This is a genomic window from Corynebacterium sp. KPL2830, assembly GCF_040225635.1.
In the GTDB taxonomy this organism is placed as follows: Bacteria; Actinomycetota; Actinomycetes; order Mycobacteriales; family Mycobacteriaceae; genus Corynebacterium.
The window spans coordinates 18,556-34,517 of sequence record NZ_JBEHFR010000015.1 but is presented as its reverse complement, the minus strand read 5'-3'; the positions used below and the strand labels follow the sequence as shown (position 1 = coordinate 34,517).

At 62.3% G+C, this 15,962-nt stretch carries 15 protein-coding genes; 11 read left to right on the top strand and 4 right to left on the bottom strand.

The features are described from left to right. Positions 1 to 95: 95 nt before the first annotated feature. Positions 96 to 1,739 carry a chaperonin GroEL gene (gene groL / locus ABRP87_RS06645; RefSeq protein ID WP_023023995.1) on the bottom strand — a complete coding sequence of 548 codons (1,644 nt, stop codon included), beginning with the start codon at positions 1,737 to 1,739 and terminating at the stop codon, positions 96 to 98. Position 1,740: 1 nt separating this feature from the next. Between groL and ABRP87_RS06640 the strand changes: the two genes are divergently transcribed. The 9 genes from ABRP87_RS06640 (at position 1,741) to ABRP87_RS06600 (ending at position 11,760) form a co-directional block, all read left to right on the top strand. Next, positions 1,741 to 1,884, top strand: a complete 144-nt coding sequence (locus ABRP87_RS06640; RefSeq protein ID WP_349868135.1) for a hypothetical protein — start codon at positions 1,741 to 1,743, stop codon at positions 1,882 to 1,884. Positions 1,885 to 2,114: 230 nt separating this feature from the next. Continuing rightward, on the top strand, positions 2,115 to 3,482 hold the full coding sequence (locus tag ABRP87_RS06635; protein WP_349868134.1) for a dipeptidase: 1,368 nt from the start codon (positions 2,115 to 2,117) through the stop codon (positions 3,480 to 3,482). Positions 3,483 to 3,729: 247 nt separating this feature from the next. Further along, complete coding sequence (locus ABRP87_RS06630) at positions 3,730 to 6,738, top strand: Na+/H+ antiporter subunit A (protein ID WP_349868133.1); 3,009 nt, start codon at positions 3,730 to 3,732, stop codon at positions 6,736 to 6,738. Then, on the top strand, positions 6,739 to 7,239 hold the full coding sequence (locus tag ABRP87_RS06625; protein ID WP_023024001.1) for a Na(+)/H(+) antiporter subunit C: 501 nt from the start codon (positions 6,739 to 6,741) through the stop codon (positions 7,237 to 7,239). It begins immediately after the preceding gene. Continuing rightward, positions 7,232 to 9,067: a Na+/H+ antiporter subunit D gene (locus ABRP87_RS06620; RefSeq protein WP_349868132.1), complete on the top strand. Its 1,836-nt coding sequence runs from the start codon at positions 7,232 to 7,234 to the stop codon at positions 9,065 to 9,067. Before ABRP87_RS06625 ends, ABRP87_RS06620 begins: the two co-directional genes overlap by 8 nt. Further along, the gene (locus ABRP87_RS06615) at positions 9,060 to 9,587 is read left to right on the top strand and encodes a Na+/H+ antiporter subunit E (protein WP_239268492.1); all 528 of its coding nucleotides are present in this window, start codon (positions 9,060 to 9,062) and stop codon (positions 9,585 to 9,587) included. The genes ABRP87_RS06620 and ABRP87_RS06615 overlap by 8 nt, the downstream gene beginning before the upstream one ends. Next, a complete protein-coding gene (locus tag ABRP87_RS06610; RefSeq protein WP_023018012.1) occupies positions 9,587 to 9,862 on the top strand; it encodes a monovalent cation/H+ antiporter complex subunit F in 276 nt (91 codons plus the stop codon). Before ABRP87_RS06615 ends, ABRP87_RS06610 begins: the two co-directional genes overlap by 1 nt. After that, positions 9,859 to 10,239, top strand: coding sequence for a monovalent cation/H(+) antiporter subunit G (locus ABRP87_RS06605; RefSeq protein WP_005279458.1), 381 nt, complete (start codon positions 9,859 to 9,861; stop codon positions 10,237 to 10,239). The genes ABRP87_RS06610 and ABRP87_RS06605 overlap by 4 nt, the downstream gene beginning before the upstream one ends. Before the next feature lie 15 nt (positions 10,240 to 10,254). Further along, positions 10,255 to 11,760, top strand: a complete 1,506-nt coding sequence (locus ABRP87_RS06600; protein WP_349868131.1) for a glycosyltransferase 87 family protein — start codon at positions 10,255 to 10,257, stop codon at positions 11,758 to 11,760. Positions 11,761 to 11,886: 126 nt separating this feature from the next. On the opposite strand, the gene ABRP87_RS06595 is transcribed toward ABRP87_RS06600, so the two are convergent. Genes ABRP87_RS06595 through ABRP87_RS06585 form a run of 3 tightly spaced genes read right to left on the bottom strand, consistent with a single transcriptional unit; the run spans position 11,887 to position 14,314 of the window. Beyond that, positions 11,887 to 13,026 (bottom strand): glutamate--cysteine ligase, encoded by a 1,140-nt coding sequence (locus tag ABRP87_RS06595; protein ID WP_284869428.1) that lies wholly within the window; start codon positions 13,024 to 13,026, stop codon positions 11,887 to 11,889. 44 nt (positions 13,027 to 13,070) lie between these two features. Next, the gene (locus ABRP87_RS06590) at positions 13,071 to 14,015 is read right to left on the bottom strand and encodes a LytR C-terminal domain-containing protein (protein ID WP_349868130.1); all 945 of its coding nucleotides are present in this window, start codon (positions 14,013 to 14,015) and stop codon (positions 13,071 to 13,073) included. Positions 14,016 to 14,038: 23 nt separating this feature from the next. Next, complete coding sequence (locus ABRP87_RS06585) at positions 14,039 to 14,314, bottom strand: DUF3263 domain-containing protein (protein ID WP_084529689.1); 276 nt, start codon at positions 14,312 to 14,314, stop codon at positions 14,039 to 14,041. Between ABRP87_RS06585 and ABRP87_RS06580 the strand changes: the two genes are divergently transcribed. Both ABRP87_RS06580 and ABRP87_RS06575 read left to right on the top strand, forming a co-directional pair. Further along, positions 14,313 to 14,936 carry a peptide deformylase gene (locus tag ABRP87_RS06580; RefSeq protein WP_349868129.1) on the top strand — a complete coding sequence of 208 codons (624 nt, stop codon included), beginning with the start codon at positions 14,313 to 14,315 and terminating at the stop codon, positions 14,934 to 14,936. The genes ABRP87_RS06585 and ABRP87_RS06580 overlap by 2 nt on opposite strands. Positions 14,937 to 14,938: 2 nt before the next feature. Beyond that, on the top strand, positions 14,939 to 15,940 hold the full coding sequence (locus ABRP87_RS06575; RefSeq protein ID WP_349868128.1) for an N-acetylglutamate synthase, CG3035 family: 1,002 nt from the start codon (positions 14,939 to 14,941) through the stop codon (positions 15,938 to 15,940). The last annotated feature ends 22 nt before the right edge of the window (positions 15,941 to 15,962 follow it).

Genomic DNA, 15,962 nt, shown 5'->3' with positions numbered 1-15,962 from the left:
GTGCGTTCAGCACACAGTGAGGGGCGCAGCTTTCGCCAGACTCAAGCGCATATAAGAGCGGGAGCTCAGTATGCGCCAGGCGTGGTGGAGGGCTCTTAGAAGCCCATGCCGCCCATAGCGTCAGCGTCAGGCATAGCGTTGTTGGAGCCGGCAGGCTCTGGCTTATCGGCCACAACAGCCTCGGTGGTCAGGAACAGTGCTGCAATGGACGCAGCGTTCTGCAGTGCAGAGCGGGTGACCTTCACCGGGTCATTGATGCCGGATTCCATGAGGTTGACGTACTCACCGGTAGCGGCGTTGAGGCCCTCGCCTGCGGGCAGGCCAGAGACCTTATCTGCGACGACGCCAGGCTCCAGGCCAGCGTTGTGAGCGATCTGCTTCAGCGGTGCAGACAGTGCCTCGCGGACGATCTTTACACCGGTGGCTTCATCGCCTTCGGCCTCGATGGAGTCAAGAACGGTAGCGGCCTGCAGCAGGGCAACGCCACCGCCGGCAACGATGCCTTCTTCCACGGCTGCCTTGGCGTTGCGGACAGCGTCCTCGATGCGGTGCTTGCGCTCCTTGAGCTCAACCTCGGTGGCTGCACCGACCTTGAGCACGGCCACGCCACCAGAGAGCTTAGCCAGGCGCTCCTGCAGCTTCTCGCGGTCATAATCGGAATCGGAGTTCTCGATCTCGGCGCGGATCTGCTTGATGCGGCCATCGATCTGCTCCTGGGTGCCAGCACCCTGGACGATGGTGGTCTCATCCTTGGTGACAACGACCTTGCGTGCCTGGCCCAAGTACTCCAGCTCGGCGGTCTCTAGGGAAAGGCCAACCTCTTCGGAGATGACCTGGCCGCCGGTCAGGATGGCCATGTCCTGCAGGGTGGCCTTGCGACGGTCACCGAAGCCCGGGGCCTTCACGGCAACGGACTTGAAGGTGCCGCGGATCTTGTTCACCACGAGGGTGGACAGGGCTTCGCCTTCAACGTCCTCAGCAATGATCAGCAGCGGCTTGCCGGACTGCATGACCTTCTCCAGCAGCGGGACGAGGTCCTTGATATTGGAGATCTTGGAGGAGACCAGCAGGATGTACGGATCCTCCAGCACCGCCTCCTGGCGCTCCATATCGGTAGCGAAGTAGCCGGAGATGTAGCCCTTATCAAAGCGCATACCCTCAGTAACCTCGAGGTCCACGCCGAAGGTATTGGACTCTTCCACGGTAATAACGGAGTCCTTATTTACGGAACCGTTGCCCACGGTGTACATAGCCTCGGCAATCTTTTCACCAATTGCCGGGTCTGCGGCGGAAATGCCAGCGGTGGTAGCGATCTGCTCCTGGGTTTCTACTTCCTTGGCGGAAGACAGCAGGGAGTCCACAACCTTCTTGGTTGCGGTCTCGATGCCGCGCTTGATGCCCATTGGGTTGGAACCAGCGGCCACATTGCGCAGGCCTTCGCGGACGAGTGCCTGTGCCAGAACGGTTGCGGTGGTGGTGCCGTCGCCGGCGACGTCATCGGTCTTCTTGGCAACTTCCTTGACCAGCTCGGCGCCGATCTTTTCGTAAGCATCCTCGAGCTCGATTTCGCGAGCGATGGAAACGCCGTCATTAGTAATGGTCGGTGCGCCCCAGGACTTTTCTAGGACGACGTTGCGGCCCTTGGGTCCGAGGGTGACCTTGACTGCGTCAGCCAGAGTATTCAGGCCGCGCTCAAGGCCGCGGCGGGCCTCTTCATCAAAAGCGATAATCTTTGCCATAGTGTTTGTGCTCCTTGGATTTATTGAGGACGACACTCACGTCTTTCTCGCTGCGGACGCCCGCGACGGCCTGGCTGGTGAGTGTGGACCAACCTCAACCACAACGATGGAGATTTATCTAGCACTCATCCTGTCCGAGTGCTAACGCCCATTCTGGCACTCTCCTACCCCTACTGCAAGAAACAACGCGCTTGCCTGTAGCGATCTTTTGCCCGCCGCACACCGCGCTGTGGCACTTCCCCTCGGAAGGACGGCTGAGGCGGAAGGTGGCGCGGTGGGGAAGGTGGGGGCATCGGCAAGCGCGGGGCAGGAATGCATAGGAATTGTCGTGCGGATCTGTCTTGCGGCCCAAGCGCTCAAGGTACCGTGGATTGCATGACAGATATGATTGACAGCATACGCAGCGACCGTGACACCATCTTCCGCCAGCTCAGCGAGCTCGTTGGATTCAACTCCGTGCACAATGAGCCGGGCTTGGAGGACCAGGCCCAGGGCGCAAGCCAGTGGGTGAAGGCCGCGCTGGAAGAAGCAGGGGCAACGGTAGAAACCATCACCACCGCGGATGGTTCCACCGCCATTCTGGGCGAGCGCAAGGGTGAAGAAGGCGCCAAAACCGTCCTGTTGTACTCGCACTACGATGTCGTGCCCGCAGGAGACCGCGCGGCGTGGGAATCCGATCCGTTCACCCTGACCGAGCGCGCCGATGCCGAGGGCACCACCCGCTGGTACGGCCGCGGCGCGGCAGACTGCAAAGGCAATGTGGCCATGCACCTGGCGGCCCTGCGCGCCCTCGAGGCCAATGGCGGCACGAAGGTAAACTTGAAGTACCTCATCGAAGGCTCCGAGGAGCGCGGCGGCGAGGGCCTGTCCCAGCTCATCAAGGACCGCCCAGAGCTTTTCGCTGCCGATGCCATCCTGATCGCGGACGCCGGCAATGCCGCGGTGGGCCAGCCCACCTTGACCACCTCCCTGCGCGGCGGCGCGCAGATTGAGGTCGAGGTCAATACCCTGGCCGCACCCGTGCACTCCGGCCAATTCGGCGGCGCGGCCCCGGATGCGGTGAAGGCACTGATGCGCACGCTGGATTCGCTCACGGATGAGTACGGCCGCACCACCATCGATGGCGTGGATACCAGCGCCCATTGGCAGGGCCAGGAATACCCGGCCGAGGCCTTCCGCGGCGATGCGCAGCTGCTCGAGGGCACCGAGATCATGGGCTCCAAGGATCCGGAGGGTGCTACCCCGGTGGCAGACATGGTGTGGTCCCGCCCGGCCATTTCCGTGACCGGGTTTACCTCTACCCCGGTGGCTGAGGCCGTCAACGCCGTTCCCGCTACCGCGGCGGCCAAGCTGAACCTGCGCGTTCCGGCGGGAACGGATGCCCGCGCCATTGGCGAGGCCGTCTGCGAGCACGTGAAAAACCACGTTCCTTGGGGCGCGCACGTCAAGGCGGAGGTCGTGGAGGCTAATGCCGGTTTTTCCACCGACCCGGAAAAACCCGCCGTGGCGCTGTTGGGCCAGTGCCTTTCCGAGGCCTATGGCAAAGAGACCGCAGCCCAGGGCATGGGCGGTTCCATCCCGCTGACCACCGAGCTGCAGGAGGCACACCCCAACGCGGAAATCGCGCTCTACGGCGTAGAGGAGCCCAAGTGCACCATCCACTCCGCCAATGAGTCCGTCGATCCCACCGAGATCGAGCACGTCGCCGCTGCGGAGGCGCTTTTCTTGCAGCGCTACGCGTAGGAACATGCGCGCAACGGCGACATATAATACTGTGCGCTAAAAATAATCTTTCGAAGTTGTGGAAAAACCGGTAAACTTTCGACGAGTTGACCCCGTTTCCGGCCACGCTGCTTGCACAAGTAGGACAGTTCGTACTCGGCCGAGTACGAACTGTCTTGGTGTGTATATGACTATGGCGCATATCGCCACGCCCCGCGGCAATGAGGGTCTGAGAACTTGACACAACCTAAGGAGCGCAGATTCCAACGTGCTAATACTTCTGGGTGCCCTCATCGTTGCCACCGTGGTTGCACCGCTGCTCATTATGAATGTGGGCCGCCCAGCCTTTGGTTTATTGGCAATAGTTCCCGGTGTCGGTTTCGTGTGGACCCTCGCGCACTTTGCCCGGGGTACCTTCCACGATGGCGGCGCGCTGAATTACACCATCGAGTGGATGCCGGCCGCGCACCTCGCCGTGGATCTGCGCATGGATGCCCTGGGCGGGCTCTTTAGCCTCATCATCTTAGGGATGGGCGCGTTGGTCCTGCTGTATTGCTGGGGTTATTTCGATTCCACGCGCCGACGCCTTGCCATGTTCGCCGGCCAAATGGTGGGTTTTGCCACCGCCATGTTTGGGCTTGTGACCTCCGATAGCCTGCTGCTCATGTACGTCTTCTGGGAGATCACCTCCCTCTTGTCGTACCTGTTGGTCAGCTACTATGCCGAGCGCGCCTCTTCGCGCCGCGCCGCGCAGCAGGCCCTGATGGTCACCGTCTTGGGTGGGTTGTCCATGCTGATGGGCATCTGCCTGCTCGGCCGGCAGACCGGGGCGTGGACGTTTAGCGAAATCCACGCCTACGATCACTTCCCCCAAACCCCATACGTCACCGTCGCCATCGTGCTCATCCTGGTCGGCGCGCTCACCAAGTCCGCCATCGTGCCGGCGCACTTCTGGCTGCCGGGTGCTATGGCAGCGCCAACGCCTGTCTCGGCGTACCTGCACTCCGCGGCCATGGTCAAGGCCGGAATCTACCTGATCGCGCGCCTGGCACCGGATATGTACGAGGTCGCCACCTGGCACCTCGTGGTCATTTCCTTAGGCGTATTTACCATGCTGCTCGGCGGCTGGATGGCGCTGAAACAAAAAGACCTCAAGCTCATTTTGGCCTATGGCACGGTCTCCCAGCTGGGCTTTATCACCTCCATCGTGGCGGTTGGCTCCCGGGAGGCCATGCAGGCGGGCCTGGCGCTGACCTTTGCCCACTCGCTCTTTAAGGCCGCACTCTTCATGGTGGTCGGCGCCATCCTCCACTGCTCCGGAACGCGCGATATTACGAAGCTATCCGGCCTCGGCCGCAAGCAGCCCTTCCTCTACGGCATCGCCATTATCTCCGCCCTATCCATGGCGGGCGTTCCCCCGCTCTTTGGCTTCGTTTCCAAGGAGGCCGTGCTGGAATCCACCATGCACGAAGAGCTGCTTATTGGCATGCCGCGCAATATGATCCTGGTCGCCTATGTGGCAGGTTCCATCCTCACCATGGCCTATGCCCTGCGCTTTTTATGGGGTGCCTTTGCCACCAAAAACCTCCCGGACGATAAAGACGGCGTCTCTAAGGCCGTGGCCACGATGCACAAGGTCAACGTGGGCCTGTGGCTCGCCCCCGCCGTGCTCACCGCGCTGACCATCGCGCTCGGCCTCGCGCCGCAGGCGCTCTCGGCGGCCATCGATCAGCACCTCGATTCCACCTTTGGGGCAGGCGAGCACCACGGCCTGGCCCTCTGGCACGGGTGGTCGGTGACCTTGGGCGTATCCGCCATCATCATCGTGTCCGGAATCATCGTGCACTGGCGCCGCCAGGTGCTGGAGCAATGGCAGTTTGCGTACCCCGCGCTTGGCGATGCCGACGCCGTCTACGACAAGGTCATCTCCACCCTGCGCAAGCTCTCCCTGCGCACCACGGCCGTCACCCAGCGCGGTTCGCTGCAGCTCAACCTGACCGTCATCTTCGCCACCCTCATGGTGCTGCCGCTGACCATGCTGATTACCGGTGATCTCACGGATATCCGCATGGTGGTTGCAGAAAACCCCTGGCAGGTCGTCGCCGCCATCATCATGATGGTGGCCGCCATCGCAGCCACGGTCACCGATAACCGTCTCTCCGCCGTCATCATCGTCGGCATCACCGGCTACTCGTTGTCCTTTGTCTTTGCCATCCACGGTGCCCCGGATTTGGCGCTAACCCAGCTGCTGACAGAAACCATCATCATGGTGCTATTCATGCTGGTGCTGCGCCGCATTCCGGCGTCTACCGAGTGGAAGCAGGACCCGAAGATGGGACGCCTGCGCGCCTGGCTCTCCGTTGGCACCGGCCTGACCGTCACCATCGTGGCGATGTTTGCCATCAACGCGCGGTCTGCCGAACCTATCTCGCAGTACATGCCGGAGCTGGCTAAGGAGATAGGCCACGGCGCCAATGCCGTCAACGTCTTGCTGGTGGACCTGCGCGCCTGGGATACCTTTGGCGAGATCACAGTGATTATCATCGCCGCGCTCGGCGTGGCCTCCCTGATTTATCGCACCCAATCCTTCTCTAGGGACAGCCGCCGGCCTACCCTGCAGGTCACGGGCCGGCGCTGGCTGGCCGCAGGATCGGAATCGGAGCAGGCGCTCAACCGCTCGCTGATGATCGATGTCTCCACCCGCGTGCTCTTCCCCTCCATGATGGCGCTGTCCTTCTACTTCTTCTTTGCCGGGCACAACGCGCCAGGCGGCGGCTTCGCCGGTGGCCTTGTGGCCGCACTCGCGCTCATCCTGCGCTACCTGGCCGGTGGCCGCGCGGAGCTCGATGAGGCCCTGCCCATCGATGCCGGGCGCACCATGGGCGCAGGCCTCTCCCTCTCTGCCTTGGCGGTGGTAGTGCCGATGTTCTTTGGCCATCCGCCGCTTACCAGCGGATATAGCTCGCCCGAGATCCCTCTTATCGGCGCGGTCTCGCTGCCTTCGGCGTTGGTCTTTGACTTGGGCGTCTACCTCATCGTCGTGGGGCTCACGCTCTACGTGCTCAGCTCGCTCGGCGCCAAGCTGGATGAAGAAGAAGAGATGCGTAAGCAGCGCGCCCGCGACCGCGCCCGCTCGCTGGCGCGAAAGAACCGCGAGCGCAGCACCAAGCAAAAGGCCCAACGGGCGCAAAAACAAGAGAAGAAAAAAGAAAAGATACCAGCCGCAACGAGCTCCTCCGGCACAGGTTCCGGGGACAACGCAGGAAAGGAGAAATAAATGCAAGCCAACCTCTTCCTCCTGCTCGCCGCCGGAGTGATGGTTTCTGCGGGCATCTACCTCTTGCTCGACCGCGCCATGACCAAGATGATGCTCGGGCTGCTCTTGCTGGGCAATGGCGCCAACCTCTTTATGCTGCAGGCCGGTGGCCCGGCGGGCTCGCCGCCCATCGATGGCCGCGAGGCCCAGCCTTATGGCAGCGATATTGCGGATCCTCTCACCCAAGCGATGATCCTTACCGCCATCGTCATTTCCATGGCGCTGACGGCCTTTATTCTCACCTTGGCCTACCGCCAGTACCGCTACCGCACCGCCGACGTCATTGAAGATGACGCCGAAGATACCGCGATTGCCGCTAAGGCCTCCAAGCCCGGCAACGCCGCGGCGAGCGCGGATCATGATGCCTCCAATGACCCCGCCACCGGACGGGCCACCAAGGAAGGCGATAATTTCGGCCCCGAGTCCTTCGAGGAGCCGGTGAAGGGAGCCGAAGATGACTGAGCCATTCCACCAGGCGGCCGAAACAATGTACCCGTACGTCGGCGCCCTCATCCCGCTGCCCGTCATCATCCCGGCTGTGGCCGCGGCGCTCTCGCTGCTGTTTGCCCGCATGCCTAATGTGCAGCGCCAGATCGCCTTTTTCTCCCTACTGATTACGGCTGCGGTGAACGCGAGCCTGATCATAATAGTGGATTTCCATGGCATACAGACCCTGCAGATAGGCGGCTGGGACGCGCCGGTGGGCATTACCTTGGTGGCGGACCGGCTCTCCACGATGATCCTCTTTACCTCCTCCGTAGTGCTGTTCTCCGTCATCTGGTACGCCATTTCCCAGGGTGTGCGCGATGGCACCAAGGATGAACCGGTCGCGGTCTTTTTGCCCACCTACATGCTGCTGACCATGGGCGTGAATATCTCGTTCTTGGCCGGCGACCTCTTTAACCTCTACGTCGGCTTCGAGGTCTTCCTCGTGGCCTCGTATGTGCTGTTGACCTTGGGAGCATCGGCAGGCCGCGTGCGCGCCGGCGTGGGTTATGTGATGGTCTCGATGGCCTCATCCATGATCTTCTTGCTGGCGCTAGCGTATGTCTATGCCTCCGTCGGCACCATGAACATGGCCCAGATTGGCCAGCGCATGCAGGACATCCCGGAGGGCACCCGCACCGCCATCTTCGCCACCTTGCTCGTGGCCTTTGGCATCAAGGCCGCGGTGGTGCCGCTGGCCGCCTGGCTGCCAGACTCCTACCCCACCGCGCCTTCGCTGGTCACGGCCGTGTTCGCCGGCCTGCTCACCAAGGTTGGTGTGTACGCGATCATCCGCGCGCGCACGTCCATCTTTACCAATGGTGGCCTCGATACCGTGCTGATGTGGGTGGCGCTGGCCACCATGCTGGTGGGTATCTTGGGCGCCATCGCGCAGACCGATATTAAGCGTCTACTGTCCTTTACCCTGGTCAGCCACATCGGCTATATGATCTTCGGCGTCTCCTTGGGCACCGCCCAGGGGCTATCCGGCGCCATTTTCTACGCCATCCACCACATTTTGGTACAAACCGCGCTCTTCTTGGTCGTCGGCCTCATCGAGCGCCAGGCCGGTACCTCCTCACTGCGGCGCCTGGGCTCGCTGATGTATTCCGCCCCGCTTATCGCCGTGCTGTATTTCATCCCAGCCATCAACCTGGGCGGCGTGCCGCCGTTCTCTGGCTTCCTGGGCAAGATCATCCTCATTCAGGCGGGCGCCAATGAAGGCTCCTGGCTGGCGTGGGTGCTCATCGGCGGCGCGCTGGTGACCTCGCTGCTGACCCTGTACGTCATGATGCTGGTCTGGGCCAAGGGCTTCCAGCGTGACCGCGCCGATGCCCCCGAGGGCAACGTCGCCCTAGCACGCCCCGCCCCGCTTTCTGATATCACCGATGAGGTCGAGTTCTCCTCCCGCCAGGATGTCGGCCGCGTGCCGTTCGGCATGGTGGGCGCCACCGCGCTGCTGGTCATCGCCTCGACCTCGATCACCTTCCTAGCCGGCCCGATTTCCGGTGTCACCTCCCGCGCGGCCGAATCCGCGCAGGATACCTCCATTTATCAGTACGCCGTATTGGGCGAAAATGCCGATAACCCCACCCGGCACCTTGACCAGAAGGACCGCTACGAAGGCGGCGCGGACTCCTACAAAGAGCGCAGCCACCTGCTGCCGGACCCCGGCCCGGCCCACGATCCGGAATCTGCTGCCAAGGAGACGTCGAGCTCGGAGACACCAAGCTCGGACGCGTCGACGAAATCGAGGGCACCAGAAAGCCCTACGCCAGTAAAGAAGGAGGCCCGCGATTACTAAGAGCCGCTTTGCCGGTCTGCGCTACCGCTTCCGGCCGTGGTTTACCGTCTGGATCACGGTCATGTGGTGCATGCTCATGGGCGAAATCACGGTGGGCAATGTGGTCGGCGGCCTCCTCGTCGCCCTGGTCATCGTCTTCGCCCTGCCACTGCCGGCGATGCCCATTGCCGGCGTCGAGGTCGCGTGGGGCAAATTCTTCCGCTACATGCTGCGCTGGTTCTGGGAGCTGTTTTATGCCTCCCTCAAGGTGGGCTGGCTGGCCTCCCGGCCGCAGCCGCTGCCTAAAACCGCCATCCTGGAATTGCCGATGCGCCTGGAAAATGAGTTCATCCTCTCCCTCGCGGTGACCCTATACAACCTGCAGCCGGGAGGAACGGTGACAGACATTGACATCGCCAATCGCATGATCACCATCCACATCCTGGATGCCCGGGATGAGGCGCAGATCCAGCGCGAAATCGATGCCGTGTCCCGCCTAGAATCTTCCATGATCGAGATCTTTGAAAGGAGCCACCCATAATGGATCCGCAGATCTATCACGCCATCCTGCTGGTTCCCGCATTCCTGCTGTGGGTCTCCGTATTAATCACCGTCTGGCGCATTATCACCGGGCCCAACTCCCTCGACCGGCTGGTGGGAATGGACGGTTTTACCGCCATGTTCCAATGCGCGCTGGCGACCTACATGTGCTGGTCACTAGATACCTCCGTGGTCTCGGCCATGCTGGTCATCGCGCTGCTCGGCTTCATCTCCACCGTGTCCGTTACCAGGTTTAGGAAGAGGGATAACCAATGAGTTGGTCTCTAATCGCAGATATCCTCTCGCTCATCCTCGTCATCAGCGGCAGCCTGCTCATCCTCGCCGCCGCCATTGGCCTGGCCCGCTTTAAGGACACGATGTCCCGCGTCCACGCCGTGAGCAAGCCGCAGACCACCGGGCTCATCCTCACCATCATGGGTGCGTTCATCCGCATTACTGGCGCGGAATCATTCAGTATGGCCGAGCGTGGTGATTTGGGTATGCTTATTTTGCTGGTACTGTTTGCGATGTTTACCAGCCCGGTGACCGCGCAGCGCACCTCACGCATTGCACGCCGTGAAGGCCTGTATGGTTCCGAGGAATCGATGTCGCGCAATGACCGCCCCGCCGGCCGTTCGCTGCGCCGCAAATAGGAGGCACCTTTAACCGTGAAAAAGCTCTACGGACTGCCTACTCTGGCCGCTCTATTGGTTGCCTTCTTTATTTTCAGCATCTCCCGCTATAGCCAATACGACGGCCCCAATGCCTTTATCTGGCGCGTGCCGCTGGATCTGAAGATTTACTGGCTCGCCGGCGGCGAGGTGGCTAACGGCGCCAACCTTTATGACAACGCTTATATTGGCAACCTTCCTTTTACCTACCCGCCCTTTGCCGGCACGCTGTTCAAGTGGATTTCCGCGCTTGCCGATGACCCCCTTATCATCCTCTGGCAAGGCGGCACCATCCTTGCCTTATTGGCCGTCATCCTCATGGTCTTCCACGAGCGCGGCCTTAAACTTTCTCCGCTGACCTGGGTTGTTGCCATCCTACTGGTGCTGTGCGCCCCGACTGTAGAGCCGATGTACGGCACCTTGTTCTACGGCCAGATCAACGTCTTTTTGATGTTTTTGGTCGCCCTCGACGTCATTCCAAAAAAGAGGGCACTGCCCGGAATTGGCATCGGCCTCGCCGCAGGCTTGAAACTCACCCCGGCCTTTATGGGCTTGGTACTCCTATTCCAGAAGCGCTGGTGGCAGGCGGTTATCTCCGTCCTTACCTTCGCGGTGACCGTTGCGATTGGTTTCGTCACCATTCCGGATGCCGGGGTGTTCTGGACCGATGCCATCTTCAATTCCTCCCGCGTGGGTGAACACACCAACCCGGGTGCGCAATCCATCCGCTCGGTCATGGTGCGCGCGTGGGGCATCGACGGCGGTTGGATGTGGCTCGCCGCCGTCGCGGTCGTCTTCGTATTGACCTGCCTGGCCCTGCGCACCGCGATGAAGCACAAGAATAACTCCGCCGCCATGTCCCTTGCCGGCATTTGCGCGTGCTTGGTCTCTCCCTTTTCCTGGTACCACCACTGGGTTTGGGTCTTCCCGCTGGCCATCGTGGTCCTCATCTCCGTCAACCAGGCACTGGGCAAGCGCCTGCACGGCGTCATCGGTGCGCAAGTAGCAGCACTCATTTCCTTCGCGGCCATGTGCGTCGTACTGCTGCCCTTTGTCTCCGCAGCCTTCTGGCTCGAGGGCTCCAACCGCTCTTTGAACCAGTTGGACTTCCAGCCCTGGGCCATGCTCCTTTTCACCGCCTCCGGCATCCTCTACATCGCCTTTTATGCCCTGTGGGGATTTATCCCCGGCACCCAACCCAGCGAGGAAGATGCCCCCAGGGGCCGGCACGCGGCACAGCGTGCTGCTCAGCCGCAGCACGCCCAACAGCACCGCGCCCAGCAGCCCCAGCACGCCCAGCCGCAGCACGCCCAGCCGCAACGCACTCAGACAGCCGGAGCTCACGCGTCTGGCGCTACCGCACGGGGTTCTGCCACTACCGACGAAACCGCAGAGTTCCCAGTATTTAACCCTGAGACCCGCGAGTTTCCGTCCACCGAGGGCTATACCGATATTCCTGCTCCCCCGTCCCACGGCGGCCGCCACGCCCTAGATAACGACTAAGCGGTACGCAGCAGCGGGGCGCGGCAGCCATCTGTGCACCCCGCGGCGGCCGCGCCCAGCGACTGCCGGTGTGGCTCTAGGCGTGCGATCACTGAGCGCACGGCTAGCCGATCATCGCTTAGCTAATTAGCGCACCGGCCGGAAGGTGTGGAGCTCGCGGCAGGTTTCTTCGACGACATCGCGCCAGCTGCCGGTTTCTTGGAAGAGGCGGCGTTGGCGTTCGTATCCGGCGCCGCCGTCGATGATTTCGTGCACCAAGGCCAGCTCTTCCGCGCAGCCCAACTCGCGGGCTAAGGGCGTGAGTTCTTCTACCATCTGGGCCAATTCATCTTTGACCCAAGCCTCGTCCGTATCGCGCGAGGTAATAACGAGGGCATCCATGCCGTAGCGCGCACCGCGCCACTTATTTTCCGCCACGTGCCATGGCTGCAAGACGGGTAGCTCCTCGCCCGCATCAATCATGCGGTCATAGTGCACGACCAAGCAGTGCGTGAGCGCGACGACGGCGGATAGCTCCCGCAGGTTCGAGGTGGCGTCGGATACGCGGACCTCTACGGTGCCCCACTTCGAGGCTGGGCGGATATCAAAGTGCATCGAGCCGGTGTGGTTGATGACCCCGGAGATGGCCTGATCCCGCATATAGGACTGCCACTCGTCCCACGTGAAGAATTGATACGGCATGCCAGCGGTAGGCAGCTGTTGATAGAGCATCGTGCGGTTGGAGGCGTAGCCCGTATCGAGGCCTTCCCACCCGGGCGAGCACGCAGAAATGGCCAAGAGGTGGGGGTACTTCGTCATCAACGCATTGATGATGGGCCAGACGCGATCCTCGTGGCTGATGCCAACGTGGACGTGTGTGCCCCACAGCAGCATCTGCTTTCCCCAATACTGGGTGCGGGCGATGATCTCTTGATAACTGGGTTTATCCGATAGCGGGTTTTCCCGGAAATCCGTAAACGGGTGCCCGCCAGAGGCCCACACATCGATGCCGAGCTTGGCAGCTGCTTCTTCCACGGCCGCCAGCGAGGTTTCTAGCTCCGCAATGGCTTCTGGCACCGTGGTGCAAATGCCCGTGACTAGTTCCACCGTATTCTGGAGGAATTCCTTTTCCACGTGAATATCTGGGTGGGCGGCAGTGGCGAGATCAATAAGCTCAGCCCCGCGCGGGACGAGATCGCGCGAGTCGCGGTCCACGAGCGCGACTTCCCATTCCACCCCGAGCGTGGGCTCGGGGGAACGGGCGAATACTTCTGCCGGAATCTTCACTGGTCCAGCTTAACGGGTGGCAGGTAATATTCCATGAATTTTATTTAGGCCTGTGGGACGGCGAGGGCGACCACAACGGCGCCGTCCTCGGTAGCTTCCTTGGGCAGGTCCTTATTCATGGGCTTGATTTCCGCCTGGTAGCGCGCGGCGACTTCCTTAGCCAAGGACTCCGCGGAGGTATCGCCTTCTGGGTAGAAGACGGTGGTCTTGGGCACGGTCAGGACGTCGCCTGGCAGGTTGCCCACATAGCCCACCTTGAAGCCGCCGTCCTTCAACACGTCGGCTTCGTTCTTGGCCTTATCGGATTCACCGGAGTTATTAAGAACGCTGACCTTAATGTCATTGCGGTCGCGCGCAGCGGACGGCGCATCGTTGCCGCCGGCCCGGGCTTCATCCCCGGCGCGATCGTTACCTCCGCCGCGTGCACCGGCATCGCGGCCGGCATCGCGGTTAGCCTCGCCCTCGGCATTCGGGTGCGCGTTATCGCCCTCGCCTTCGCGAGGCGGCTGGTTATTAGCCCCGTCGCGGGAGCCATCGCCGCGCGCGCCATCCGCGGCAGGCCCGCCGGCGCCGTTGCCCTCCTGGCCACCATTGGCGGAGCCGTCTGACTTCGACTGCTCGGAATCGGAAGCGACGGTCGAGTCATCGTCCTCCGAGGTCATGGCATAAAGGCCCCACAGGCCGAGCATCACAGCTACGGCGATAAGCACCATGGCAAGCCCGCGCAGCGGTAAACCGCCCTTCTTGGCGTGGGCGCCTCCCCCACCGCCAGTTTCAGCCGCAGCGGCTCCCGCTCCGGCACCTGCAGCGCCAGCGGTAGCGGCAGCGGCAGCGTCCTCGCCGCCTACCTCATCGTCATAAGCGCCGTCGTAGGCGTCGTCATAATAAGCATCGCCATAATCGGTCGCGGCGGCATCCTCCGCGGCGGCACCGTCTGCGGCGTCGTCGAATTGCTGGTCGTATAGATTATCCGGATTCTCTTTAGTCACTTCAGTAACATTAGTAGCCAGTTCTAACGCGGTGGGGTATTTCCCCGCGCGGCGCGCCGCGTGTTTTCGCGCTCCTCCCGCAGGCGTTTTAGCCGGGCCACCAAGAGGGGATGGGATTCGGCGGCAGCGGGGGCATCAAGAAGCAGGTTGAGGCGTTGGTGATAGCGCACCGGCGAGATATCCAGCTGCGCACGAATGGCCTCTTCCTTGCGGCCAATGCTGCGCGGGGCGGTTTCCTCAAAATCTAAGATGGCGGCGTCTAGGTCAGACAAGGGGTTCATGCCTAAACTGTAGAGCATGACTATTCGCCCCATCGTTATCCACGGCGACCCCGTGCTTCATCAGCCCACCACTCCGGTGGAAGAATCCGAGATTTCCAGCCCAGAGATGCAACAGCTCATCGCGGACATGTACGAGACCATGGACGTTGCCCATGGCGTGGGCCTGGCTGCGAACCAGGTGGGCATCGGCAAGCGGCTCTTCGTCTACCACTGTCCCGACACCGAAGGCCCGGATGGCACCGAGCTGCCCGCCGATAAGGCCGGCATGCGCAAGGGGTGCGTTATCAACCCGGTGCTGGAAACCTCCGAGATTCCAGAGACCATGCCTGCCGATGACGGCTCCGATGACGAAGGCTGCCTCTCCGTGCCGGGCGAGGGCTTTCCCACTGGCCGCGCCGATTGGGCGCGCGTGACCGGCAAGGACGAGCACGGCAACGACATCACCGTGGAAGGCTACGGCTTTTTCGCCCGCTGCCTGCAGCACGAGACCGGCCACCTCGATGGTTACGTGTACACCGATACCCTCATCGGCCGCTACAAGCGCCAGGCAAAGAAGGCCATTAAGCGCCATGGTTGGACCGAGCCGGGCTACACCTGGATGCCGGGTGAAGACGAAGATCCCTTCGGGCACGACGATTAATCATGTCTCGCATCTTTCGTTCCGATGACGTGCAGGTAGGCGATCGCGTCGTGGCCCGGCGCGATTTTGGCGATGTGCACAGCGATGTCATTGGCCACGTCCTCAGCCTCGAGCCGCTGGTCATCCGCCCGCAGCAGGTCGGCGGCTACCCCTCTGACCTCGAGGCCGTGGAGATCGCGCCCGAGCAGCTGAAGATTATAAAGCGGCTTTCGCCGCGCATGGTGCGCAATTCCGATATTCGCGCCGTCGAATACGCCACTGCCCAGGCTTTTCCTGGCAAGGAGCACACGTGGACCGCGGACGGCTCCTGGCTCATGCGCGCCAGCGATGGCGTGACGGGCCGGTCTAATTCGGCCGTCCCGCTCGGGCCTTCTGCGGGCTTTAACCCGGTCCCGCTGGAGGAAATCACGGAGTTCTACCGCCGCCACGATCTCCCGGTGCGCCTGCTCATCCCGGAGCGTATTGGCAAGCCCGCAGAGCGCCTGCTTGCCGATGCCACCTGGGAGACCGAACCCGAAATCCTCGTCATGGTCCTGCGCGATCTCGCGGCTCTATCCGCCGAGGTCCCGGGTTCGCACCCCAGCGGCGCGGAGTTCCGCATCGATGCCCAACCCGATGAGGCGTGGCTGCAAATGTACCACTTCCGCGGCCAGGCGCTACCTGCCCAGGCCCTGGAGTACCTGCGCGCCCGCATCGAGGGCACGATGGGCTTTGGGCGGCTCATTATTGACGGCGAAACCGTTGCTATCACCCGCGGCACCATCACCGAATCCGGCGATGGCACCGCCTGGCTGGGATACTCCGCCGTGGAGGTAGCACCCGCGCACCGCCGCCAGGGCCTCGGTGCCCTGTTGGGCCAACACATGCTGCGCTGGGGGCGCGACCAGGGCGCAAAGCACGCCTACCTCGATGTCCTGGCTTCCAATACCGCCGGCATTCGCCTGTACGAAAAGCTAGGCTTCATCGAGCAGCACCGCCAGATCTACGCCCAGCTGCGCGACTAGCTCCTCGCTGCGCTGGCCCGCC

Coding starts and splice junctions, on each gene's coding strand:
- ABRP87_RS06625 (WP_023024001.1), top strand. CDS start 6,739: ATGCAAGCCAACCTCTTCCTCCTGCTCGCCGCCGGAGTGATGGTTTCT.
- ABRP87_RS06575 (WP_349868128.1), top strand. CDS start 14,939: ATGTCTCGCATCTTTCGTTCCGATGACGTGCAGGTAGGCGATCGCGTC.
- groL (WP_023023995.1), bottom strand. CDS start 1,739: ATGGCAAAGATTATCGCTTTTGATGAAGAGGCCCGCCGCGGCCTTGAG.
- ABRP87_RS06635 (WP_349868134.1), top strand. CDS start 2,115: ATGACAGATATGATTGACAGCATACGCAGCGACCGTGACACCATCTTC.
- ABRP87_RS06620 (WP_349868132.1), top strand. CDS start 7,232: ATGACTGAGCCATTCCACCAGGCGGCCGAAACAATGTACCCGTACGTC.
- ABRP87_RS06610 (WP_023018012.1), top strand. CDS start 9,587: ATGGATCCGCAGATCTATCACGCCATCCTGCTGGTTCCCGCATTCCTG.
- ABRP87_RS06585 (WP_084529689.1), bottom strand. CDS start 14,314: ATGCTCTACAGTTTAGGCATGAACCCCTTGTCTGACCTAGACGCCGCC.
- ABRP87_RS06605 (WP_005279458.1), top strand. CDS start 9,859: ATGAGTTGGTCTCTAATCGCAGATATCCTCTCGCTCATCCTCGTCATC.
- ABRP87_RS06580 (WP_349868129.1), top strand. CDS start 14,313: ATGACTATTCGCCCCATCGTTATCCACGGCGACCCCGTGCTTCATCAG.